Origin of the sequence: Kribbella sp. VKM Ac-2571, assembly GCF_004362255.1 — a bacterium.
Taxonomy (GTDB): domain Bacteria; phylum Actinomycetota; class Actinomycetes; order Propionibacteriales; family Kribbellaceae; genus Kribbella; species Kribbella pratensis.
On record NZ_SNWS01000027.1, the window covers coordinates 80,501 to 103,789 of the forward strand.

Here is a 23,289-nt window from a genome sequence, read left to right on the forward strand (position 1 = left end):
AGTCGATCTGACAGCATGTGGCCCGTGATGCACCTTCGACTCATCGTCCCATCGGACCGCAGCGACCGCGTCCTGAACACGCTCGTCGCGGACCCGCGAGTCACCAGCATCGTCCGGCTGCCCGGCGCCGCCCGCCGCCCCGAAGGTGATGTCGTCGAGTGCGACGTGACCCGCGAAGCCACCTCCGACATCCTCACCTGGCTCAAGGCACAGGGCCTGTACGACGAGGGCTCTGTGGCGCTGGCCTCCGTGGACGCGGCGCCGTCGCGGAACGCCCAGGCCGCGGAGAAGGCGGCGCCCGGCGCGCCCGACGACGCGGTCATCTGGGATGCCGTCGTGGACCAGGCGTACAACGAGGCCGGCGGGTCCTGGGTGTACTACGCGTTCCTCACGCTCGCGACCATGATCGCCTCGGTTGCCGTGATCACCGACTCCGCGATCCTCGTCGTCGGCGCCATGGTGGTCGGTCCGGAGTTCGGCGTCGTTGCTGCTCTGGCCGTCGGCATCTTCCTGCGCAAGGGCGGTCTGACCCAGCGGTCGTTGTCCCTGCTCGTGAAGGGGTTCTTGCTCGCGATCGCACTGACAGCACTCACGGCGTTGCTGGCCCGCGCGGTCGGCTGGGTCGACGTCAGCGACGTCACGGCCGCGCGGCCGCTCACCGGCTTCATCTGGCGACCGGACAGGTGGTCCGCGGTGGTCGCCGTACTCGCTGGATGCGCCGGGGTGTTGTCGCAGACCGCCGGCCGCGGCAACGCGCTGGTCGGTGTGTTCATCTCCGTCACGACCGTCCCCGCTGCGGGCGACCTCGCGCTGTCCGTCGCCCTGTGGGCACCGCACCAGATCGGCGGGTCCGCGGCCCAGCTCGGCATCAACCTCGCCGGAATGACAGCCGCCGGCGTCGTCACCCTCATGCTGCAGCGACTGATCTGGCGCAGCTACCTGAAGGTGAAGCGAAGGACGGGCGCGCGCGTTGAGGCTTGACCAGACGTCCCCTGTCCGATCCGCGCGCGCCCGGCACCGTCAGACATACCCCACCTGACGGGTCCCCGCACCTGCGAATGTGCTGACGTATCCCGGACATGGCGCGAAGTAGCCAAACCGGTCGAGTCCGTCCAACCGACGAGATAGCCTGATCGGATGCTGGAGTCGGTGGGGGTGGAGCCGTCCGATGAGGAGGCGTACCGTGCATTGCTGTCGGCCCCGGGCTGCGGCGTCCGCGAGCTCGCCGACCAGCTCGGCCGTGACGAGCAGGAGGTCGTCGCGACGATCGGCCGGCTCGAGAAGCTCGGCCTGCTGACCAGCACCTCCGACGACCCGCTCCGCCTGCTCCCGACCCGTCCGGACGTCGCGGTCGACGCGTTGGTCGCCGTACGCCGGGCCGAGCTCGATCGGGTGCGCGCCGAGGCCCGGGTGCTGCTGTCCGAGCTGAGCACGCAGGAGCAGTACCGGCCGGAGAACCTGGTCGAGGTGATCGTCGGCCAGGAAGCGATCGCCGCCCGGTTCGCGCAGCTGCTCAACGGGACCGAGCACCAGCTGCTCGTCCTCGACCGGCCGCCGTACGCCGCGCAGGCCGCCGAATCGGACAGCACCGTGCGCGGGCTGCTCGGCGACGGGGTCGTCGTCCACGGCATCTACTCCCCCGACTCGCTCGACATCCCGGGCGGCGTCGACGAGGCGTACAGCGCGGCCGACGCCGGCGAGACATCGCGCGTGCATCCGCAGGTGCCGATGAAGCTGGCCGTGTTCGACCGGAAGATCGCGCTCCTGCCGCTGTCGGTGGACCAGTTGGTCGACAGCGCTCTCGTCGTACACCCCTGCGCGTTGCTGGACGCGCTGATCGAGATGTTCTGGCTGCTGTGGGACCAGGCAGTGCCCGTGGTCCCGGCCGCCAAGGCCGACCCGACGGACGCGCGGCTGATGACGTTGCTGGCCGCCGGATTCAAGGACGACGCCATCGCGCGGCAGCTCGCGCTGAGCAGCCGGACCGTCGGCCGCCGGGTGGCCGAGCTGATGGAGACGCTGGGCGCGCGAACCCGCTTCCAGGCCGGCATCCAGGCCCAGCGCCGCCACCTACTCGAGGACTAACAGGTGCCAAGCATCTGTGTAAGTGCTGTCTTCTCCGCGGACTGCAGCGACAGCTTGTAGGTGTACTTCACCCAGATCCACTCGCGGGCGTAGATGCAGTGCACCGAGGTGTTCGGCGGCTTCCACTCCGACGGGTCCTTGTCGCCCTTCGAGCGGTTGCTCGACGCGGTCACCGCGATCAGCTGCGAGATGGTCAGGTTGTTCGCGAACTCCTGGCGTTTGGCCTGGGTCCACGCGCTCGCGCCGGACTTCCATGCCTCGGACAACGGCACGATGTGGTCGATGTCGACGCCCGAGGAATCGTTCACCCAGGTCGAGTCGTACACGCTGTACCAGCGGCCGGCGGTCGGCTGGCAGCTGCTGTCCACGGTCACACCGGAGCCGTCCCGCTTCAGCACCTCTTCGCGGGTGTCGCACGTGCCGGACTGGGTGATCCAGTGCGGGAACTTGTCCCGGCTGTAGCCGTCGCTGGAACCCTCCGCCTTCACGGCCAGGCTCGCCAGCTGGGTCGCGGCGGTGCTCGCCGACGGCGGGGTCGGCGGGTACGCCAGCGCCGGTCCGGCGCTCAGCGTCCACGCGGTCGTTGCCGCGGCCAAGGTTGTCAGTAGCGCGGTCGTACGTCTGGTCCGGCGTCGCATCGGTCAGGCCTCCGAGGGTTAGGGCGGATCCCCCCTGACGTTGCTGCCCTCAGCCTTCCCCGATCACGCGCTGCAGGAAACCACCCACCAGTTACAGTCCAGTGAACGTCAGTCGTGTTCGACGACGGTCAGTGTCCAGCCGGTCGAGGCGCGGTCCAGTTCGGCGTTCCAGCGCTCACTGATCAGCTTGTGCAGTGACTTCGGCGTTCCCGGATCCTTGCCGGACTCGAGCAGGTGCCGCGCGACCAGGCCGCGGGTGTGCTTCGCGTTGTGCGAGACGACCGACCGCACACCGTCGCGTTCTCGCACCACATTCACCGAGACCCATTTGTCCGCCTGGTCGCCGGATGGTCGCCACGGCGCGACGTACGTCGATGACCGGCAGTCCACGATCACGCCGTCGACGCCGGCCAGCGCGGCGTTCAGCGGATCGCGCCATACCGACGCCAGCGGTCCGTGGCCCGGCAGCGTCGTACCCATCGACAGCCGGTACGGCGGGACACGGTCGGCGGGCCGCAGCGCGCCCCAGGCCGCCGAGATGACGAGCAGGCGATTCGCGGCGCGGCGCTTCGTTCCCGCAGAGAGCGTGGAGTAGCCGAGGGCGTCGTACAGGACACCCGAGTACAGCTCGGAGACCGGCACGGACGGTTCGGTGCGCCAGCGGGTGTTCCGCTCGACCTCGTCGCGCAGCGAGGCGCCGACTTCGAGTACGTCGTGGGCGTCGGCGGATGCGGAGACCTTCGCCAGCGTCTCGAGCACCTGCTCGCGCACCGGGTTCAGCTCCGGGAACGACAACGTACCGAAGTCGACAGCACGCCCACGCGCCCGTCCAGTCTTCCCTTCGGAGGGCGGCAGAAGGATCTGGGTCATGGGGCCTCCCGGCCTGGACTGAGGAGCGCAGGGAGCGAAGCGACCGGAGCGACGAGGGAAGGCCGGGAGTTACAGCCCCATGACCCGCCGCGCGGCAGCGCGGCATTCAACACAGTCACGTGAGTTCGTCCAGGGCTGCTAGGTCGGCGGGGGTCGGGTCCCAGCGGCCGGCTGCGACGTTCTGGGTGATCTGCTCGGGTGTCGTGGCGCCGGCGATCACCGAGGCGACCGCGGGCTGCGCCGCGAGGCCGCCGATCGCGACGTCGATCATCGTCAGGTCGCGCTCGGCCGCGAACGTCTCGAGCGCCTCGATCTTGTCGAAGTCCGCACCTGCCAGCCGGTCGGGCTGCGTCGCGAGCCGGGAGCCGTCGGGCGCCGCCGCACCACGCTGGTACTTGCCGGAGAGCAGACCGGAGGCGAGCGGGAAGAACGGCAGGATGCCGAGCCCGAGATGCTCACACGCCGGGACCAGCTCGTCCTCGACGTCGCGCTCGAGCAGCGAGTACTGGTTCTGCGCGCTGATGAAGTGCTCCAGGCCGTTCGACCGGGCGGTCCAGTCGGCGTCGACCACCTGCCAGGCGGCGAACTGCGAGCTGCCGATGTACCTGACCTTGCCCTCGGCAACCAGTTCGGACAGCGCCGCCAGGGTCTCCTCGATCGGCGTCACCGGGTCCGGGAAGTGCAGCTGGTAGAGATCGATCCAGTCGGTCCCGAGCCGCTGCAGGCTCGACTCGACCGCCTTGCGGATGTATCGGCGGGAGCCGCGCACGCCCCAGTCGGGCCCGTTCACACCGCCGAGGTCACCGCCGAACTTGGTCGCGATCACGACCTCGTCGCGGCGCGCACCGAGCGCCTTGCCGAGCAGTTCCTCGCTGAACCCGTGCTCGCCGCGGTAGATGTCCGCGGTGTCGAACAACGTGATCCCCGCGTCGACCGCGGCGTTCACCACCGCGTCCGTCCGGCCCGCATCGAGCCGCCGACCGAAGTTGTTGCACCCCAGTCCGACAACGCTCACCGTAAGACCCGAGTCACCCAGTTGCCGGTACTCCATATCGCCCATGTGCTCAGCCTAGTCTCGGCATACAGTGGCCCTCATGCCGAGTCTCACCGTCGACGGGGCCCGCACTCGGGCCGCCGCGCTTTCCGTCCAGTCGTACGACGTCGACCTCGACCTCACCCAGGGCGAGCGGACGTTCGGGTCCACCACCACGATCAGGTTCACCGCCTCGGAGTCGTCGAGTTGGGTGGACGTGAAACCCGACGAGCTGATCTCCGTGACCCTCAACGGTACGGCGGTCGACGTGGCCGGACTGAACGACGGGCGGCTCGAGCTGACCGGCCTGCAACCGGAGAACGAACTCGTCGTGGTCGCGTCGATGCTGTACTCGCACGACGGCGAGGGACTGCACCGTGCGGTCGACGCCGCCGACGGTCTCGCCTACACGTACGCGATGTCGTTCCTCGACGCCGGCCCGCGGATCTTCGCGTGCTTCGACCAGCCCGACCTCAAGGCGCCGTACCGATTCAAGGTGACGGCTCCGGAAGAGTGGCTGGTGCTCGGCAACGGCGCCGCGACCCAGGTCTCCCCCGGTCGCTGGGAGCTGGCCGAGACCAAGCCGCTGTCGACGTACTTCGTCACCGTGGTCGCCGGGCCGTACCACCAGATCACCGACTCGCACGACGGCATCGCGCTCAGCGTCGTCTCGCGGCAGTCGCTGAAGGACGCGCTCGACCGGGAGGCCGCGGACATCTTCGAGGTCACCAAGCAGTCCTTCGACGCGTACCACCGGATGTTCGGGTACCGGTACCCGTTCGGCGACTACCACCAGGCGTTCGTCCCGGAGTTCAACGCCGGCGCGATGGAGAACCCGGGCTGCGTGACGTTCCGGGACCAGATGGTGTTCCGCTCGGCGGTCACCGACGGCGAGCGCAGCCAGCGGGCCCGGACCATCGTGCACGAGATGGCGCACCAGTGGTTCGGCGACACCGTGACGATGAAGTGGTGGAACGACCTCTGGCTGAACGAGTCGTTCGCGGAGTACATGGCGCACCGGGTGTCGACCGAGGCGACCCGGTACACCGACAACTGGATCGACTTCGCCTACATGCGCAAGTGGTGGGGTCTGCAGGCCGACCAGCGGTCCTCGACCCACCCGGTCGCCGCAGACGCGGTCAAGGACGCACTCGCGTCGCTCGACGACTTCGACGGCATCTCCTACGCGAAGGGCGCCGCGGTCCTCAAGCAGCTGGCGGCGTACCTCGGTGACGACGTGTTCCTGGCCGGCGTCAACGCGCACATCGTCGCCAACGAGTTCGGCAATGCGACCTTCGCCGACTTGGTCGCGAAGTGGACCGAAGCCGGCGCGGTCGGTCTGGACGACTGGGCCTTGGCCTGGCTGCGGACGCCGGGCGTCGACACGATCAGCGTCGCCCGGACGGCCACCGGCATCAAGCTGCACCGCAAGGCGCCCGAGGCCTACCCGGCAACGCGGCCGCACAAGCTGACTGTCGGCGGGTACGACACGGAGGGCCGCCGTACGACGGTCGACGTACTGATCGACGCCGACGAGGTGGACGTCGACCTGGACCCGTCCCTCGCGGTCGTGATCCCGGACGCCGGCGACGACAGCTGGGCGAAGATCCGGCTCGACTCCGTGAGCCTGGACAACCTCGCGACGCTGCTGCCGAAGATCGACGACGGTGTGACGCGCGCTGTCATCCTGAACAGCGTGCGGGACGCCGTCGCCGACGCCGAGCTGGACCCGAGGATCGGGTTCGACGTAGTCCTCGGGATGCTGCCGACCGAGACCAGCGACATCGCGGTCGGGACGCTGCTGAACTGGTCGAACACCCACCTGCTCGGCGTCTACCTGCCGTACGAGCCGTACCGCGGGCAGCTGGCCGACGTACTGCGTGCGCGTCTGGAGACCGTCGAAGCCGGAAGCAGCGTGCAACTGTCGGTCGCCCGCGGGTTCGCGCGATTCAGCGACGACGTCGATCGGTTGCAGGGCTGGCTCGCGGGCCAGGGCGTACCTGAGGGCGTCACGATGGACGCCGACCTGCGCTGGATCGTGACGCTGCAGCTGGCCCGTCTCGGCGCGATCGGCGAGGCCGAGATCGACGCCGAGCTCGAACGGGACTCGTCGTCCGAAGGCATCGTCCACGCCACCCGCTGCCGCGCCGCGCTGCCGACGGCCGCCGCGAAGGAGCGGGCGTGGGCGCAGATCACCACCGACGCCGACATCGCCAACTACGAGCTGTACGCCGCGTGCGAAGGGTTCTGGTACCCGACGCAGGCCGAACTCACCGCGCCGTACGTCGACCGGTACTTCGCGGAGATCGCCGGCACCGAGAAACTGCGCTCCGGCTGGGTCGTGGCAACCAGCGCGAAGCTCGCGTTCCCCAGGTACGCGGTCGAGCAGCGCGTCGTCGACCGGGCCGCCGACCTGATCGCGGACGAGTCTGTCGCGGCCGGCATCCGGCGATCCGTCGGCGACAGCGTCGACGACCTGAAGCGTGCGCTTGCGGTGCGATCCGCCTTCTGAGTCAGCTGCAGAGCTGACGAGTCGTTAGCAGTCACACCGTGTTGTGACTAATGTGACTGGTGTGATCAGGAGGACCCTGGTGACCAGGCAAGATGTGTTTTCGTGACGTAACCTCCACAATGACCGGGCGGCACGGCGCGCCGGTCTTGGTCAGGCCCAGCGTCCGGGAGAGACTGTCTAGAACCGCACAGGAGAACAAGGTCAATGCGCGAGGCGAGGCTCGTCGGTCTGAGCCAGGATGGGAATCAGCTCATCCTGGCGATGGCAGAGACGGGTGAGGAGTTCGCCGTACCGGTCGACGACCGGTTGCGTGCGGCCCTCCGCGGCGACCGTGCCCGACTCGGCCAGCTGGAGATTCAAATGGAGAGCGCGCTGCGCCCACGAGACATCCAGGCTCGTATCCGCGCCGGCGAAAGTCCCGAGGCGGTCGCTGCCGTCGCCCAGATGCCGATGGAACGCGTGATGGCGTTCGCCGGCCCCGTTCTGGCCGAGCGGGACCACATCGCCAGCCTCGCGCAGCGTGCCTCCGTGCGTCGTCGCGGCGGCGGTGACGCACCCACGCGCAACCTCGGCGCCTGGGTCACCGACCGGCTGCGGACGCGGCACGTCGACCCGGCCTCGGCCGAGTGGGACGCGTGGCGGCGCGAGGACGGCCGCTGGGCCGTCCGGGTGTCGTACTTCGTCGAGTCCGAGGACAGTGCCGATTCTGGGGCGGAGCCGAAGGACGAGAAGATCGCGATGTTCGCGTACGACGCCCCCGGGCGGTACGCGGTGCCCGACGACGACGAGGCGCGCTGGCTCGTCGGCGAGCAGGCGCAGGTGACGACAACGACGCCGGTGCAGCCGCAGCCTGGTGAGCGGCGGCTGACCGCGGTCGCGGACATCGACCCGCTGATCGCCCCCGACCACGGCGCCGACAGCTACGAGGCAGGCTTCGAGGACACCGTCGGCCTCCGCCGCCGCAACCACCCTGCCCCCCGCGGCAGCGGGAGTGATGCAGCCGGCGACGGCCGCGAGTTCGGCCTGGAGTCCCGCGATACTCGGGACGCTCGTGATGGTGGGCGTGAGTATCCGCGTGAGGTTGCGCGCGAGGGTTCACGGGAAGCGGATCGAGGTCCGCGGCGGGTGCATTCGGTGCCGGACCCGGACGAGGAGCCGACGCTGATCGACGTACCGGTCGACCAGCCCCCGGCCCCGCGCCCCGCCGTACGCGCTGTCGAACGACCCGCCGACCCACCCGCCTTCGCCTCCCCCGCCACCCCGGACGACCACCCCGAGGCTGCTCGCCCGGAGCGCCCGGAACCAGCACCGCGGCAGGCAGCCCGTCCGTCGGAAGCTCGCCGCCCGGACCCTGTCCGCGAGCCGGCAACCCCCGAGCCGCCGACCACTCCCGAGCAGACCCCGGCAGCCACCGTGCAACCGGACCTGCCCGACAGCGCCGACACCACCCAGCCCGCAACCGACGACACCATGGCCGAGCCCAAGAAGAAGCCCGCCCGCCGGGGTAAGCGCGCCAGCGTGCCGAGCTGGGACGAGATCATGTTCGGCAAGAAAGCCGACTGACCGGACGTTGCGGTGGGCCGACACCACCCGGCAGGGTGCGACACCCCTGCCGGCGACCGGCTGCACCCCGCCAGCAAGTTCTTCGACCGGCCCATCACGGACAGTCGTCTCGCATCGCGAACAGTGTTTGGCAGGAGAGGAGTGCTCTGCCATCATCTTCGGCATGCAGATGCTGTGTTGTTGCTGTTGTCGCTGACGCGCGCCGGCTCCCGGCGCACGAGGCCCTGACCTTTTCCGTGGCCCGCCCGCCGACACACAGCACTCACAGGAATTCGCATGAATCTCCCGGCTCTCGCCGATCTGCTCGCATCCCGTGGTCTCCGGCTCCTTCCCGGTTCGTACGCCGTACCGGTCGAGCTGCTCGTCCAGTTGCCTGACGCCACGATCGTGCGGTTCACGGCGCGCGGTACGACGCTCCGGCTGCGCAGCTACTCCCCCGACGCCCTCACCACGATCACCATCCCGGCCGAGTGCGGCTGCGGCGACCATCACCCACAGACCGGACCGGCCCGCGTGACGCTCAGCCGGTACGCCGTACCGCTCGACGAACGCACCATCGACGGCGAACTCGAGTTCGGCTGGCGCCACCACGAAGCCGGCCTCCTCCGCCTCGCCGACGCCACCACGCACTTCCTCACCCTGCTCGACACCCTCCGCACCCGAGACCTCGTCGGCGTCGCCTGACCACAACGCCGGATATCCCGTCGCGTGCGGAACGGGCTGGCGGGGTCAGGGGCGGCGGTGGGCGGGTTCGTGCGTGTCGAAGGCTTCGCGGGCCGCCTCTACCTTGGCGAGGTTGGGGGACCAATCGGCGAGGGAGTGGAAGAGCGGGGCGAGGCTGCGGCCCAGGGGGCTGATGTCGTATTCGACCCGCGGCGGGACCTCGGCGTGGTAGGTGCGGGTGACCAGGCCGTCGCGTTCCAGCTGACGCAGGCGCTGCGTCAGGACCTTCGGCGTGATCACCCCGATCCGGCGCTGCAACTCGACGAACCGTTGCCGGCCGTACTCGTTCAGCGTCCACAGGATCGGCGTCGTCCACCGGCTGAAGACCAGGTCGACGACCGGCGCGATCGGGCAGGCCTGCACGGGATCGACTGCCGCATCAACTGCTGTGTTCTGGCTCACAAATCCAATACTATCCTCTAGGTACCTACTATCCCGAGGCCAGTAGCGTCATCAGCATGATCGTAATCACCGGAGCAACCGGCAACGTAGGCCGCCCACTCGTCCAGATCCTGACCGCCGCCGGCGAGGACGTCGTCCCCGTGTCACGGCACGGCGACGGCCACCAGGCAGACCTCACCCGTCCCGAAACTCTCGCACCGGCCCTCGACGGCGCGAAAGCCGTCTTCCTGCTCACCTCCGCCGACTTCCTTGCCGGCGGCAACCTCCGGCCCGTCGTCGACGTGATCCGCAACGCCGGCGTGCCGCGCGTCGTGCTGCTCTCGTCCCAAGGGGTCACCACCGGGCGCCACCCTTCGGTGCACGAGGACGCCGTGACCGGATCGGGTCTCGACTGGACCATCCTGCGTCCTGGCAACTTCGCCAGCAACGCCTTCGCGTGGGCCGAGTCGATCCGGACCCGGCGTGCGATGGCCGCGCCGTTCGCGGACGTCGCGCTACCGGCCGTCGACCCGCAGGACATCGCCGAGGTCGCCGCGGCGGCACTCCGCGACACCGGCCATGCGAACGCCGTCTACACGCTGACCGGTCCCGCGGCCATCTCACCGCGCCAGCAGGCGGCGTCGATCCAGGACGCGATCGGTACGCCGATCAGCTTCACGGAGCTGAGCCGGGACGAGGCTCGGGCCGGCATGCTCGCGTTCATGCCGGCAGCCGTCGTCGAGGCCACGCTCGATGTGCTCAGTACCCCCACACCGGTCGAGCAAGCGATCAGCCCCGACGTCGAGAAGGTCCTAGGCCGCCCACCCCACACCTTCACCGACTGGCTAACCCGCAACCTAGCCGCCTTCCGCTGACCCACAAGCACAGCCTGTTGCCGCGGCGTCCAGCACAGTCGCCTGGCGCGGCGGCACAGGCTCCTGTGGCGGCGGCGTAGCGGTTAGCCCGCGGGCGTGGGTGGGTTGTCGTGGTCGCGGGGTTTCTGTTTCGTGCCGGTGGTCGGCGGCGCGGTCGTCAGCTCCTCCGCGTCAGGTGGCGGGGTGGAGCGGGTGGCGAGTTGGTCGCGGAGGGATTCGGCGAATTGTTCGGCGGCTCGTTGGGCGGCGGCCAGGGCGGCGACGCGGTCTTCGGCTGATCGCCTGGCGTCGGCCAGTTGGGCCTGGTGGTCGGCTCGTAGCTGTTCCCGGTCGGTGCGGTGTTCGGTGCGGAGGGCGTCCAGCTCCGCCCGGTGTCGCTCGCGTTCCTGGTGGAGCTCGGTGCGGAGTTGGTCTGCGGTCTGCTGCCCGGTGTGGCGTTCGGCCTCAGCTGCGGCCTGGGCGATTCGTGCGGCCTCGAGCTCGCCACGGGCCTGGCGGAGCTGTTCCTCGGCCGTGGCCTGAAGGTCGCGGATCCGCTGCTCGGCCTCGGCGCGCACCTGCTCCACCTCCGCAGCTGCTGCTTCGCGGACGACAACCATCTCCTGCCGCAGCTGCTCCACCTCAGCGGCGGCGCTTTCACGCAGGGCCGCCGCTTCTCGCCGAGCCCGTTCTGCCGCTTCCTCGGCGACCGCGACATCGACGCGAGCCTCGTCGAGCGCCGCCACGGCCTCCCGGGCAGCCTCGTCGGCCTCCTCCCGCGCGTCCTCGGCTTCAGCAGCCTGCTGCTCCGCCTTCCGACGCCGGTGCTCCTCCTCCCCACGCCGCCGCTCGAGGTCAGCCAGCTCCGCACGCGATTCCGCCTGCAACTGCTCCACCTCGGCCGCGACCGCTTCCGCGTCGCCGTACGTGCGGACCGCGTCCGCCAACTGCGCGAGGTATCCCTCCAGCTCGTCCACCAAGCGTGGCAGGTTGCTCTTCATCAACTGCTCGAGCGTCATCCGGGCCGCCGTCACCCTGCCCGGCACCGGTTCGGAGCCGGGAGCCGCGGTGTCAGAGCGCACCGGTTGTCTGGCCAGCCGATTCTTCGCGGCCCACGCGTTCGCCTTGTTGTGGACGACCGGCTTGCCGTCGACGCCTGCGCCTTCACGGCCGCAGTACTTCGGCGGTCGCCCCGGCGTGCCGGGATCAACCTGCTTCGGGTTCGCGCAACTCACCCCAGGGAACTCGCACAGCCCCGCCCGGGCCCGCGCGAGGGCTTCCGCCTCCGTCGTCGTCATGACGCCACCCTATCGGATTTCGTCGATAAAGTTCCGGTTTGAGTATGGGTAACGTCTACGAATCTTGACACAACGAAACTGAACTGAACTAGCGCATAATCCCCGTTATGCGCTAGTTTCTCTCCTGTGGACGATCTGCCGGCGCCGCTCGTGTTCCGCCCGACGGAGACTGCCGTTGAGCTCCCGAGACCCGATGCGACGACGGAAGCTGCCGTACGCCGCGTCCTCGGCCGCCGACGCCCCCTCCACGATCGGGGTACGGCCCCCGTCGACCGCCTCGACCTGCTCGCCGAAGCCCTGACCCCGGAGCTGACCGCGCTGGTCGTGCTGTGGCTCGGCGGCACCAGGCGGGCAAGTCGCGACACGCGGATCGGGTATGCCGACGACCTGTTGCTGTGGGCCGACTGGGCCCGCCGTGAGCTCGGCCGGGAGCGGTTCGGTCTCGACCTGCACCGCGGCGAGGTGACGATGTGGCTGACCGGTCAGCAGGACGCGGGGGCGGCCGCGTCCTCGGTCTCACGCCGTCTGTCGACGCTGTCCAGCCTGTACCGGTACGCCGCGGGCTGGGGCCTGCCCGTGGTGTCCCCCATCTCCGACGACGACCACCGACCGAAGTTCCACCGCGGACGGCGCGCCACGTCGGCGCGTGTCCTGGACGCTGAACAGGTTGCCGCGTTGCTCGCCGCAGCGGGTGACGTCCGCGACGCCTTGGTCGTCGGCCTCCTCTATACCGGCGCTCTGCGAGTCTCCGAGCTCTGCGGTGCGAACGACGCCGACCGGCAGGACGAGGGCCGGCGTACATGGCTTGTCGTTACCCGCAAGGGCGGGAAGTCGATCCGCGTACCACTCGAGACGACTGTGGCCGAGCTTCTCGACCTCTACCGCGCGAGCCGTCCGGCCTGGACCGGGACGGGACCGGTCCCGCTCATCGCCGATGCCGACGGCGATCGGCTCGACCGGCACGACGTCACCCGGCTGCTTCGCCGCCTGGCCAGAGCGGCCGGTATCCCCCGCCCGGAAACCGTCGGCCCGCACTCCTTGCGTGCCACCGCCATCACCGACCAGAAGCGCCGCGGTCACAGCGCCGAAGACCTCCAGGAACTGTCCGGGCACGCGGACGTCCGCACCGTCATGATCTACATCGACGACGACGGCCGCGCCGAACGGGTCGCCGCGCTGACCGACGACCTCGGCCGCGTCATGACGGCCGTGCCCCGCCACCTCAAGACCCCTACCTGAACCCCACCCGGGCGCTCGCCCAGATGCCCACCCGGGCGCCTCGAAGCCAGGCTCTTGATTAAGTAACACGCTTGGTTTAACTTATCCGCGCAGCTGCCCTCGCATGTACTCCGGTCCGCCACCTGGAGGTTTCCGCATGTCTGTATCTGATGCCGCGCCTCCGGCGCGGCGGGTCATGGGGGTTGTGCTCCCCGCTTCCGGACGTCTGCTCGCGCGGGTTCTTCCCGTCGTGCTTCTCACGAGCGTTCTCGCCTTGCCGTCGGCGCGCGCTGCCACCATGTATCCCAGTGGGGTCGGTGCCGATCTTGGCCCGACCCCGACCACGCTCGGCGTACAGCCCGCCGCCGGCGACGACCCGGCCGGTCTCCGGACCGGGACCGAACAAGGTCGCACGTACTGGCAGACCAACCAGGCCGCCGGCACCGGGTATCTGGAATTCGATGTCGACAGTGACTACGTCGACGAGATCGGCACCGACGACGTCCTGGTGACGGTGACCTATCTCGACAGCGGCTCGGGCACGCTCGAACTCCAGTACGACGCCGAGGCCGACCCGCAGCAGGACACCACCGACGTGCAGCTCACGAACACCGCCCAGTGGAAGACCGGCGTCTTCTCGTTGACCGGCATCGCGTTAACCAACCGTCTCGGCGACGCCGACGTCCGCCTGTTCGGCAGCGCCGACATCACGATCGCCGGCCTGCGGATCAGTACGGCGGGAGCGTCGGTGCAGCTCGGCGCGACGCCGGTCCAGAACGGGATCAGCCCGCGCGCCGGTGACGACGCCTCACACCTGATCACCGGCGTCCAGGAAGGTCGCCCGTACTGGCAGACCGACCGCACCGCGCCGGCGCCGGGCACCAACTTCTTCTACCTGAACGTTGCCGACACCTACCTGTACGACAACCGCAGTCTGGTGCTGGTCAGCATCGACTACTTCGACGAGGGCAGCGGGCAGTTCGGTCTGCACTACGACTCCCCCGGCGAGACGATCCCGGACAAGTTCAAGAACTCCGAGGTCGTTCGGTACGGCGACACCAGGACGTGGAAGACGTACACGTTCGCGCTGCCGGATGCCGTGATGACGAACCGCTCGAACGGCGGCGACTTCCGGATCCACAACGGCGACGGCGCAGTCGATCTCAAGGTCGCCGCCGTACGCGTCGCCAAGGTCGCGACCACACTCGACGTCACGAAGGGGCTCGTCGACCTGATCGGTCAGGCCACCCGCACCGAGAAGGCCGCCCGCGAAGGGACGCGCGACGGGCAGTACCCGGCCGGCAGCCGCGCCATCCTGCAGGACGCGATCGACAATGCTCAGGCGATCGCGTCCACTCCGGGCGTCACCGACGTACAGGTCAAGGAAGCGCTCACCACGTTGCAGGCCAAGCTGGATGCGTTCACAGCGTCGGTCGTGGACACCAACTTCGCGGACGACGGTACGGCGACTGCGAGCGGTGGGACCGGGGCTGCTCAGGTCAACGACAACGACCATCAGACTGTATGGACCGGTGGTGCGGACTCATGGCTGCAGATCGATCTCGGCGCGCCGCGTCCCGTGAACGATGTGCGGGTCGAATGGGGCGACGCGTCCTCCCCTGACTACTCCGTGCAGGTGTCCAACGACGGCCGGACGTTCGTCAGCGCCGGCCGGATCGGGTCGCCGGGCGGCAACCAGTTCAGCCGGACGCGGTTCGCGACGGTCAGCGCGCGGTACGTCCGGGTCGCGATGACCGGGGCCGATTCCTTTGCCGTCAAGGAGTTGCAGCTGCGGCTGGCGCCGGTCGTGAAGCCGCAGCCGCGGCTCGTGGCGACAAGCAATCCGACCGAGGACGGCGTTGTCGCGGACTTCGACGCCACACAGTTCGGCGCCGACCGCAGTGGCAGGCGGGACTCCACGAAGGCGATCCAGCAGGCGATCTACGCCTGTCAGGATGCGGGCGGTGGAACGGTGTGGCTGCCGGCCGGGCAGTACAGGGTGACCGACACGATCGAGGTGCACGCGTTTTGCAGTCTCCGTGGTGACCACCGTCAGAAGCTTGGCACGGGCACGGTGATCGTCGCCGACCTGCCGTCGGGTGACGACGGGCCGAGCCTGTTCCGGATCGGCGGCAGCGCGGGCGTTCTCGGCGTGACGACGTACTACCCGCATCAGAGCGCGAACACTCCGGTCCCGTACAACTACACGTTCGAGATCCCCGGCGGGGCCTGGATCGGCAACGAGAACTACATGATGGCGACGGTCTCCGACGTCACCATGCTGAACTCGTACCGCGGCATCGGCGTCAGCACGATGCCGAACGACCACGGCAACGCCCCCAGCTCGGGTCAGGTCCACGAATCGACGACGATCCGCAACGTTCGCGGTACGGCGCTGTTCGAGGGCGCCCGCGCCTACAACGGCGCCGACGTCGGCACCTGGGAGAACGTTGCCTTCAGCAACTCGTACTGGTCGTCCGCGCCGGCCGCCTTCCACCCGCCGTCCCGGGCCGCCCTCGACGCGTGGACCCGGGCGCACGGCACCGGCCTGGTGCTCGGCGACCTCGAGTGGGACCAGTTCTACCGGATCATGCTCTCCGACTACGCCGTCGGCATCCACGTCGTCGCGGGCCAGCGCGCCCAGTTCACCGGCAGCTTCCTGGAACCCGACGTACGCCGGGCCGGGACCGGGCTGCTCGTCGACGTGATGGACGACCGCTGGGGACTCACCCTGGCGGGCGGTCACGTCGACGGCGGGATCACCAACAACTCCCGCGGCTACGTGAAGATCACCGGTACGGAGGTCGTTGGCGCACAAACCGGAATCATCCACCGCATGTCCGGCAGCGCCCCGACGTACACGCAGAAGCCGCTGCCCAAGCCGGTGCAGAAGCTGTACGTCGTGGAGGCGCCGCACGGGGTCGGGTACCTGCCGGCCGCCGACGCGACGCGTGCGGTGCAGAAGGTGCTCGATCGCGCCGGGCGTGAGGGCGGCGGGATCGTCTACCTGCCCGCCGGCTGGTACCGGATCGGTACGCATCTGAGCGTTCCGGCGACGGTCGAGCTGCGCGGTGCTTCCGCCGTACCGAACCGGGACCAGGGCGGGGCGAGCGGCGGGACGGTCTTGCAGGCGTTCGAGGGACGTGGCGCGGGAGAGTCGGCGACCGCTCTCCTGACGTTCTCCGGGAAGGGCGCCGGTATCCGCGGACTGCGGATCTTCTACCCGGAGAACAACCCGGCCAAGAGCGTCGTCCCCTATCCGTACGCCGTCCGAGGCCACGCAGGCGGGAACTACGTCATCAACGCCGGCTTCCCGAACGCCTGGAACGGCATCGACCTCAGCGGCGACGGCGTCGTGGTCCGCAAGGTCGCGGGGGCGTTCTTCGACCACGCGATCGCGATCGGCCCGGGACGCGACGGCCGCGTCGAGGGCGTGCTCTCGAACGGGAACGCGGTCACCCGGGTCGGGTACCAGCAGCCGTACTGGATGAACGAGGGCCGCATCTTCGAGCTCGTCATCGACAAGTACATGCGGAGGACCGCCAAGATCGTCACCGTCGACGGGGCGAGCGGGCTGACACTGCTCAACGTGTTCGCGTACGGGTTCCACGACGGCCTCGTGGTGAACTCCGGGCAGGTGGACGCGTTCAACCTGGGTACCGACAACCTCGGCGGCGACGGGCACACCGTGCGGGTCGTGAGTGGCGACGTCGAGGCCACGAACCTTGCCCGCTACAACGGCGCCACGCTGAGCGGACCGGCCACGTTGCACAACGTGATGGTCATCAACGTCGTCCAGCGCACGATTGCCGTCCAGACGAACGGGAACGGCACTGTGAAGATCACCGGAAACGAGTCCGAGCCCGGAACGTACGAGGTCGGCGCGCAGGTCACCGTGACGGCAGCGCCAGGATCGGATAGCGTTTTCCGAGATTGGACCGTGGACGGGACCGTGGTGTCGACAACGCCGTCGTACACCTTCACCGTCTCCGCGGACCAGAAACTGATAGCCAACTTTAGAGGGTGACTTGGGACTTTGCGCCGCGCAGTAGGCGAGAGTTCCAAGTCACCCTCTGACACCGAAGTAGGAGCGAGATGGCTGACACACAACAGCAGGTCGCGATCGTCGGGTGCGGCATCATCGGCCGCACCCACGCCAAGACCATCGCGGAACGGCCGGACGCGATCGTCACCGCCCTGGTGGACGGTGACGCCGCGGCCGCGGAGGCACTCAAGGCACAACTGGTCGAACTCGGGCAGCCGGAGCCGAAGGTGTACGCCGACCTGACCGCCGCGCTGGGTGGGTCGGACGTCTCCCTCGTCGCGATCTGCACCCCCAGTGGCACGCACGCGGCGCTGGCCGAGCAGGCACTGAATGAGAAGAAGCACGTCGTGATCGAGAAGCCGCTCGACGTCGACCTGGTCCGGGCCCGCCGCCTCGGCGCCGCGGCGACCCGGGCCGGGAGCCACGGTGTGCTGTCGTCGGTGATCAGCCAGCACCGCTTCGACGCCGGCAGCGCGGTGGTCAAGCAGGCGATCGACGCCGGGCGGTTCGGGCAGCTGACGTCGTCCGTCGCGACGGTGGCCTGGTGGCGCAGCGACGAGTACTACGCGTCCGCGGGCTGGCGTGGGACGTGGACGCAGGACGGCGGTGGCGCGCTGATGAACCAGGGCGTCCACACCGTCGACCTGATGCTGTGGTTCATGGGCCGCCCGGTGAGCATCCAGGCCCAGGCGCTGCGGGCCGCCCACCACGCGATCGAGGTCGAGGACACGGTCGTTGCCACGATCACCTTCGAGAGCGGCGCCGTCGGCACGCTGCACGCCACCACGGCGGCGTTCCCCGGCGGCCGTACCCGGGTCTCCGTGCACGGCACCGAAGGCGGCGCCGAGGTGGAGGACGACCGCCTCCGCCGGCTGAACGTGGACGGCTCCACCGACGACCAGCCCGTCGACGTGGGCGGTCCCGGCGGCCACAAGGCGCAGTACGACGACATCCTCAAGGCGATCGCCGACGGCACCCCGCCGGCCATCACCGTGCAGGACGCGATCGACGCGCTCGCCACAGTGCGGGCCGTCTACATCGCCTCCACCCTGCAACGCCCGGTGAAGTTCCTCGACGTACTCGAAGGCCGCTACGACGACGTGGATGTGTCGCGCGGCGTCGGCCTCCCACCGAGGTGACTGGATCTCCAGGCCATCACAATGTGCCGAGCGGGACTCGGCTCAGCGTGGCCACGCTGAGCCGACAACGATTGTGATGGCCTGGGGATCCGCCTACGCGCCGGGCTCGCGAGAGTTCAGGATGCGCTGGTAGAGGTTGCAGTCCTGCCAGTGGCCGTCGATGTGGAGGTACGTCGGAGCCATGCCGATCTGGGTGAACCCGGTGCGCTGCAGGACTCGCTGGGAGGCGACGTTCCCGGTGAGCGTGCTGGCCTCGATACGGTGCAGCTTCAGCTCCGTGTCGGCGATCTCGGCGACCGCCTCGACGGCGCGGGTGGCGAGGCCGCGGCCGAGTACGTCGACGGCCAGCCAGTAGCCGAGGGCGGCGCTGCGGAACGGGCCGGGGACCAGGTCGCTCAACGTGATCTGGCCGACGATCCGATCGTCCGAGGCCAGCACCCACGGCACGACCAGCCCGTTCTTGTAGCGCTCGAGCTGGTACGTCATCCGCTCCACCTGCCCGGCAGTGGTGAACCACTTCTCGTCCCGCACCGGCTCCCACGGCCGCAGATGTTCGCGGCTCCGGGTCTGCGCGTCGGCGAGGGCAGGGGCGTCGTCGAGGGTCGCGATCCGGAGCTCGACGTCCGGCGTCAGCGGGCGGGGTTCGATCACTGTTCCATCACTGTTTCATCACTTGGGCAGCCTACGTGCCTGACTCGATCCCGAGACCCGAGGGGTGAACGCGTCGTGGAAGATCGTCGACGCCGCCCCGACCGCGGCCGCGTCGGTCTGCAGCATCGACTCCTCGACCGCGACCGGCCGGGTCTCCCGGGCGACCGGATGCGCGTTCACCGCGCGCCCGATCTCGGTCAGCAGGATCTCCGAGATCTCCTTGCCGTACGCCGGACCGCCGAGGACCACGAGGTCGATGTCGAGCAGATCCACCAGGCCGACCGCGCCCTGCCCGATCACCCGGGCGACCTGCGTGACCGCCTTCACCGCCGCGGCATTCCCGTCGGCCGCCGCCTTGCACACGGCCCGGTACCGCTTGGCCTCGTCGGTCGCGGCCGGATCGGTCTCGACGTACCCGAACTCGCTCGCAATCACCGGCAGCGATGCCGTCGGGTTGCACTCCGGCACCATCCGCGGCCCGTTGTCCGGGTCCCACTCCCCCATCCGCAGCGCCGCGATCTGCCCGAACTCGCCGGCGTTCGCCGTGCCGCCGCGGTAGATCGAGCCGTTCAGGATCAGGCCGCTGCCGACGCCGGTGCCGAGATAGAGGTACGCGAAGTCCCGCGCCCGCGCCGACCGGCCGATCCACCGCTCGCCGATCGCGGCCGCCGTACCGTCCTTCTCCACCAGCACCGGATGGTTCAGCTTCTGCTGCAGCAGTTGCCGGATCTTCAACCCGCGCCAGGCCGGCTGCAACGGCAGCGCGAGCAGGGTCCCGTCCGCGTCGATCGGGCCTGGTACGGCGACGCCGACACCGAGCATCGACGCGAGGTCGACCTGGCTGATGCTGAGTGCGGCGTTCACCGTGGCCGCGGTCAGGTCGATCAACTGGTCCGCCGCGAGGTCCTCGGCAAGGTCGACCGTTTCGCGCCGCACGATCGTGCCGTCCAGGTCGACCACGGCAACGGTGAGCAGTTCGGGATCGATATGGATGCCAACCGCATGAGCGGCCTTCGACCGCAACCGCACCGGAGTCCGAGGCTTGCCGAGCCGCTCAGCGCGCTCCTGCGCCTCCTCCACCAGCAACCCCTGCTGGAGAAGGAGACGCAGGATCCGCGACACCGACTGCTGGGTGAGGCCGGTACGGCGGGAGATCTCGGTCCGGCTGATGATGCCGGCCAGCCGGATCGTCTCGATGATCACGGCCTCGTTGAACGAGCCCAGGTCGTACTGGTTCGCGCCCGCGCGCCGCAGCTCCGCGAGCCCTTCGACCGAATCGCTCATCGCCACCTCCCGGTCTCGTCCCTCACTGGCCGTGATCGTACTGCTGAATCACGGTGCTTCCAGCGCACCGTCGATCCGCCGTACACCGGCCGCCCACTCGTCGTGACCGGACAGTTCCGCCGGATAACGAGCCGCTGCCTCCAGATCGATGTCGATTCCCCAGCCGGGCGCGTCGTTCGGCCGCAGCCAGCCGTCCTCGATCCGCAGCGTTCCGGGGAACACCTCGTACGTCGCCTCGTTGTAGATGTGCCCCTCTTGGATGCCGAAGGCAACCGATGTCACGTCCAGCGCGACGTTCGCCGCAGCGCCGATCGGCGACGTGTCGCCGGGACCGTGCCAGGCCGTCCGTACGCCGGAGATCTCGGCGAGATCGGCCAGCTTGCGGGCCGGGGTGAGGCCGCCGATGTCCGAGACATGCGAGCGGATGAAGTCGACGCCGCCGTCCCGGATCAGCCGAACCGCGTCGCCGAACGACGTCGTGAGCTCGCCCACGGCCAGCGGAATCGGAGAGGCGGCCCGGACCTCGGGCAGCCGGTCCCACAACTCCGGCGCGAGCACATCCTCGAGGAAGAACAACCGGTGTGGCTCGAGCGAACGAGCCAGCAGCACAGCCTCCTTCGGCGTCAGCCGCGAATGCACGTCGTGGAGCAGTTCGATGTTGTCGGGCAGCGCGTGCCGCGCCTCGGCGAACAGCTCCGGCGTGGTCCGCAGGTAGTCCCGCGCCGACCAGCCGTTGCGGTACGGCGCGTCCGGGTAGAGCGTCGGCACCTGCGGAGCGCCGTACCCGCCACCGCCCGGTGTGGAGATCTGCAGCCGGATGTGCCGCCAGCCCTGCGCGATCAGCTTCTGCGCGTGGTCGATCGTGTCCTCGATCGTCTTGCCGCTGGCGTGGATGTAGGTGTCGGCGGCGGCGCGGACCTTGCCGCCGAGCAGCTCGTACACGGGCATGCCGGCGCGCTTGCCCGCGATGTCCCACAGCGCCTGGTCGATGCCGGAGATGGCGTTGTTCGTGACCGGTCCGCCGCGCCAGTACCCGGAGTACGACGCCAGCCGGGTGAGGTCGCCGATGTCACCCGGGTAGCGGCCGACGAGCAGCCGGGACAGGTGCTCGTCGACGAACGTCTGGACCGCCTTCCAGCGCTGCGTGAACGTGGCGCACCCGAGCCCGTACAGGCCCGGTTCGGTGGTGTCGATCTTCACGACCACCAGCGGGATGCCTTGCGGTGCCGTGACGATCGCCTTCACCTCGCGGATCCGGAGGTCGTCCCGCACGGGCCACGGCTGGTCGAAGTTCGCCGGAATGTGATGCGGCATTCAGTGCTCCAGGGAGAGGGTGGGTAGGTCGAGTTCGTGCCGGGCCTCGAAGCCGAGCACGGTCCGTACGGCGGTCAGGTCGATCGGCACCTCGCGTCCGGCGAACCGGCGCGACCGCGGCACGTCCGGCGCGTACGCGTCCAGCAGGTCCTCGGTCGGGTACGGCGCAGTGGTGGTGCTCGCGGTCACGAAGAAGGTGTGGGCGCCCGACAACGGCGCGGTCAGTCCGAGCTCCACGGCGTACGCCGCGTCTCGGGTGTCCAGGTAACTCCACCCCTCCCGCAGTCCGCTGCCCGGATGCTCCCGGACATGGTCGGACATCTGCTGCAGCACTTCCGGCGAGTTCACGTGCGGGAACCGGAACGCGACCACGTCGATCCCCCATCGCCGCCACGCCATCCGCGCGGTGTTCTCGTCGTTCTGCTTCGACAGCGAGTACGCGTCGCCGACATCACTCGCCGCCTGCTCGTCCCACGGGAAGTACGGCGGCCGGATCTCGTGCGGGTTGAACGGTACGCCGGTCGCGTTGATGCTGCTCGCGATCACGGCCCGGTCGATGCCGAGCGCACCGGCCTGGGCCAGCACGTTGAACGTCGACACCACGTTGATCGAGTACACCTCGTACGGCGTACCGGCCGAGGGGTGCGGGAGCGCTGCCAGGTGGACGACGTACTCCGCGCCCTCCAGGGCATGCGCCACGTCCGTCTCGGACCGCGTGTCTCCGATCAGCACCCGGTCCGCCTTCAGATCCGGGTGCTCGACGTTCGACAGCGTGGTCACCTTGGCACCCAACCCGTTCAGATGCTCGACCGTGACCAGCCCGATCCGGCCGGCGGCCCCCGTCACCAGGACCCGCCGACCGTTGAGCGAAGAGGTGAAGGAGGGAGAATCGAGGAGGTTCTGTCGGTCAGACTCGAGAGGATCCACAGGTCCTCCATTCCGACATTCGGAACTGTCGGTTCCGGATGATTGGATCGATTGCATGTCGCGGTTCCGCATGTACCCCTCGCCTGTGCAGCGGTGCGACCTGTTCGAGCAGTGCAGGCATGCCCGGTACGTCTGGAACCTGGCGCTCGAACAATGGTCGATGTGGAGACGGGACCGGGGCCCGGCACCGACCTTTACTGAGCAGTGTCGGCAGCTTACCGAGGCACGAGCTGCGTCTGTCCGACTCAAAAGCCTGCAGCGACGCCTCGCTCGCTGTCGCAGCGGCTCCGCCCGACGCCGCAAGGTGAAGGCGGCGGTCGCGAAGCTGTTCGCTCGGGCACGGAACCGGCGCAAGGACTGGGTGGAGAAGACCAGCACCGAGCTTGCCCGGCGATTCGACGTCATCCGTGTCGAAGACCTGCGAATCGTTCAGCTCACCAGGCGTCCCAAACCCAAACCCGACCCCGAACGCCCAGATGTCTACCTGCCGAACCGACGCCGAGCGAAAGCTGGTCTCAACCGGGCGGTCCTCGCCAACGGATGGGGTGGCCTGGTACGCCGTTTGCAGGACAAAGGACCCGGACGGGTCGAGAAAGTCCACCCTGCGTACACGTCGCAGACATGCAGCGACTGCGGGCATTGCGCACCAGAGAATCGTGAGAGCTGTGAGGATGATGGCGTGCTGTCCCGGACCGCGGTTTGACTCGCGTGAGAGCAGACCGGTGTGTCCTGGCTTGGATCTGTCGACCGTTGG

Annotated in this window: 19 protein-coding genes; 10 read left to right on the forward strand and 9 right to left on the reverse strand. The window is 69.2% G+C overall.

What is annotated here, in order from left to right; all coding sequences use genetic code 11:
• The first annotated feature begins 27 nt into the window (after positions 1-27).
• A complete protein-coding gene (locus tag EV651_RS39305) occupies positions 28-981 on the forward strand; it encodes a DUF389 domain-containing protein (protein WP_133791028.1) in 954 nt (317 codons plus the stop codon).
• A gap of 156 nt (positions 982-1,137) precedes the next feature.
• Positions 1,138-2,085, forward strand: a complete 948-nt coding sequence (locus tag EV651_RS39310; RefSeq protein WP_133790981.1) for a MarR family transcriptional regulator — start codon at positions 1,138-1,140, stop codon at positions 2,083-2,085.
• On the opposite strand, the gene EV651_RS39315 is transcribed toward EV651_RS39310, so the two are convergent.
• The 3 genes from EV651_RS39315 to EV651_RS39325 form a co-directional block, all read right to left on the reverse strand.
• A complete protein-coding gene (locus EV651_RS39315) occupies positions 2,082-2,723 on the reverse strand; it encodes an HNH endonuclease family protein (RefSeq protein ID WP_133790983.1) in 642 nt (213 codons plus the stop codon). The genes EV651_RS39310 and EV651_RS39315 overlap by 4 nt on opposite strands.
• 108 nt (positions 2,724-2,831) lie before the next feature.
• Positions 2,832-3,593 (reverse strand): YaaA family protein, encoded by a 762-nt coding sequence (locus tag EV651_RS39320; RefSeq protein WP_133790986.1) that lies wholly within the window; start codon positions 3,591-3,593, stop codon positions 2,832-2,834.
• Positions 3,594-3,708: 115 nt separating this feature from the next.
• Positions 3,709-4,653: an aldo/keto reductase gene (locus EV651_RS39325; RefSeq protein WP_202870733.1), complete on the reverse strand. Its 945-nt coding sequence runs from the start codon at positions 4,651-4,653 to the stop codon at positions 3,709-3,711.
• Between the two features lie 34 nt (positions 4,654-4,687).
• Between EV651_RS39325 and pepN the strand changes: the two genes are divergently transcribed.
• From pepN to EV651_RS39340, 3 genes are all read left to right on the forward strand, one after another.
• A complete protein-coding gene (gene pepN / locus EV651_RS39330; protein ID WP_133790987.1) occupies positions 4,688-7,138 on the forward strand; it encodes an aminopeptidase N in 2,451 nt (816 codons plus the stop codon).
• A gap of 204 nt (positions 7,139-7,342) precedes the next feature.
• Positions 7,343-8,701: a septation protein SepH gene (sepH, locus tag EV651_RS39335; protein ID WP_133790989.1), complete on the forward strand. Its 1,359-nt coding sequence runs from the start codon at positions 7,343-7,345 to the stop codon at positions 8,699-8,701.
• Positions 8,702-8,977: 276 nt separating this feature from the next.
• The gene (locus EV651_RS39340) at positions 8,978-9,385 is read left to right on the forward strand and encodes a hypothetical protein (protein ID WP_133790992.1); all 408 of its coding nucleotides are present in this window, start codon (positions 8,978-8,980) and stop codon (positions 9,383-9,385) included.
• Positions 9,386-9,430: 45 nt separating this feature from the next.
• On the opposite strand, the gene EV651_RS39345 is transcribed toward EV651_RS39340, so the two are convergent.
• Positions 9,431-9,826 (reverse strand): helix-turn-helix domain-containing protein, encoded by a 396-nt coding sequence (locus EV651_RS39345; RefSeq protein WP_166658939.1) that lies wholly within the window; start codon positions 9,824-9,826, stop codon positions 9,431-9,433.
• Positions 9,827-9,882: 56 nt separating this feature from the next.
• On the opposite strand from EV651_RS39345, the gene EV651_RS39350 reads away from it, so the two are divergent.
• Entirely contained in the window at positions 9,883-10,680 is a 798-nt protein-coding gene (locus EV651_RS39350) for an NAD(P)H-binding protein (RefSeq protein ID WP_133790994.1), read from the forward strand.
• 83 nt (positions 10,681-10,763) lie between these two features.
• Here EV651_RS39350 and EV651_RS41725 read toward each other — a convergent pair whose 3' ends face one another.
• On the reverse strand, positions 10,764-11,957 hold the full coding sequence (locus EV651_RS41725) for a hypothetical protein (RefSeq protein ID WP_166658940.1): 1,194 nt from the start codon (positions 11,955-11,957) through the stop codon (positions 10,764-10,766).
• A 126-nt stretch (positions 11,958-12,083) separates the two neighbouring features.
• On the opposite strand from EV651_RS41725, the gene EV651_RS39355 reads away from it, so the two are divergent.
• From EV651_RS39355 to EV651_RS39365, 3 genes are all read left to right on the forward strand, one after another.
• On the forward strand, positions 12,084-13,196 hold the full coding sequence (locus EV651_RS39355) for a tyrosine-type recombinase/integrase (protein WP_133790996.1): 1,113 nt from the start codon (positions 12,084-12,086) through the stop codon (positions 13,194-13,196).
• A 136-nt stretch (positions 13,197-13,332) separates the two neighbouring features.
• Positions 13,333-17,202, forward strand: a complete 3,870-nt coding sequence (locus EV651_RS39360) for a glycosyl hydrolase family 28-related protein (protein ID WP_238157498.1) — start codon at positions 13,333-13,335, stop codon at positions 17,200-17,202.
• Positions 17,203-17,270: 68 nt separating this feature from the next.
• Complete coding sequence (locus EV651_RS39365) at positions 17,271-18,359, forward strand: Gfo/Idh/MocA family protein (protein WP_133790998.1); 1,089 nt, start codon at positions 17,271-17,273, stop codon at positions 18,357-18,359.
• A 93-nt stretch (positions 18,360-18,452) separates the two neighbouring features.
• Here EV651_RS39365 and EV651_RS39370 read toward each other — a convergent pair whose 3' ends face one another.
• Genes EV651_RS39370 through EV651_RS39385 form a run of 4 tightly spaced genes read right to left on the reverse strand, consistent with a single transcriptional unit; the run spans position 18,453 to position 22,454 of the window.
• Entirely contained in the window at positions 18,453-19,010 is a 558-nt protein-coding gene (locus EV651_RS39370) for a GNAT family N-acetyltransferase (protein WP_133791000.1), read from the reverse strand.
• Between the two features lie 18 nt (positions 19,011-19,028).
• Positions 19,029-20,294, reverse strand: coding sequence for an ROK family protein (locus EV651_RS39375; RefSeq protein ID WP_133791002.1), 1,266 nt, complete (start codon positions 20,292-20,294; stop codon positions 19,029-19,031).
• A gap of 48 nt (positions 20,295-20,342) precedes the next feature.
• Positions 20,343-21,608, reverse strand: a complete 1,266-nt coding sequence (locus EV651_RS39380) for an enolase C-terminal domain-like protein (protein WP_133791004.1) — start codon at positions 21,606-21,608, stop codon at positions 20,343-20,345.
• Positions 21,609-22,454 (reverse strand): NAD(P)-dependent oxidoreductase, encoded by an 846-nt coding sequence (locus EV651_RS39385; RefSeq protein WP_238157499.1) that lies wholly within the window; start codon positions 22,452-22,454, stop codon positions 21,609-21,611.
• A 151-nt stretch (positions 22,455-22,605) separates the two neighbouring features.
• On the opposite strand from EV651_RS39385, the gene EV651_RS39390 reads away from it, so the two are divergent.
• Positions 22,606-23,238 carry a transposase gene (locus EV651_RS39390; RefSeq protein ID WP_238157501.1) on the forward strand — a complete coding sequence of 211 codons (633 nt, stop codon included), beginning with the start codon at positions 22,606-22,608 and terminating at the stop codon, positions 23,236-23,238.
• Positions 23,239-23,289: the final 51 nt, after the last annotated feature.

Excerpts from the sequence above, each read along its gene's own strand:
- EV651_RS39315 (WP_133790983.1), bottom strand. The coding sequence starts at position 2,723 with ATGCGACGCCGGACCAGACGTACGACCGCGCTACTGACAACCTTGGCC.
- sepH (WP_133790989.1), top strand. The coding sequence starts at position 7,343 with ATGCGCGAGGCGAGGCTCGTCGGTCTGAGCCAGGATGGGAATCAGCTC.
- EV651_RS39320 (WP_133790986.1), bottom strand. The coding sequence starts at position 3,593 with ATGACCCAGATCCTTCTGCCGCCCTCCGAAGGGAAGACTGGACGGGCG.
- EV651_RS39340 (WP_133790992.1), top strand. The coding sequence starts at position 8,978 with ATGAATCTCCCGGCTCTCGCCGATCTGCTCGCATCCCGTGGTCTCCGG.
- EV651_RS39375 (WP_133791002.1), bottom strand. The coding sequence starts at position 20,294 with ATGAGCGATTCGGTCGAAGGGCTCGCGGAGCTGCGGCGCGCGGGCGCG.
- pepN (WP_133790987.1), top strand. The coding sequence starts at position 4,688 with ATGCCGAGTCTCACCGTCGACGGGGCCCGCACTCGGGCCGCCGCGCTT.
- EV651_RS39310 (WP_133790981.1), top strand. The coding sequence starts at position 1,138 with ATGCTGGAGTCGGTGGGGGTGGAGCCGTCCGATGAGGAGGCGTACCGT.
- EV651_RS39325 (WP_202870733.1), bottom strand. The coding sequence starts at position 4,653 with ATGGGCGATATGGAGTACCGGCAACTGGGTGACTCGGGTCTTACGGTG.
- EV651_RS39380 (WP_133791004.1), bottom strand. The coding sequence starts at position 21,608 with ATGCCGCATCACATTCCGGCGAACTTCGACCAGCCGTGGCCCGTGCGG.
- EV651_RS41725 (WP_166658940.1), bottom strand. The coding sequence starts at position 11,957 with ATGACGACGACGGAGGCGGAAGCCCTCGCGCGGGCCCGGGCGGGGCTG.
- EV651_RS39360 (WP_238157498.1), top strand. The coding sequence starts at position 13,333 with ATGTCTGTATCTGATGCCGCGCCTCCGGCGCGGCGGGTCATGGGGGTT.
- EV651_RS39365 (WP_133790998.1), top strand. The coding sequence starts at position 17,271 with ATGGCTGACACACAACAGCAGGTCGCGATCGTCGGGTGCGGCATCATC.
- EV651_RS39390 (WP_238157501.1), top strand. The coding sequence starts at position 22,606 with ATGTACCCCTCGCCTGTGCAGCGGTGCGACCTGTTCGAGCAGTGCAGG.
- EV651_RS39305 (WP_133791028.1), top strand. The coding sequence starts at position 28 with ATGCACCTTCGACTCATCGTCCCATCGGACCGCAGCGACCGCGTCCTG.
- EV651_RS39350 (WP_133790994.1), top strand. The coding sequence starts at position 9,883 with ATGATCGTAATCACCGGAGCAACCGGCAACGTAGGCCGCCCACTCGTC.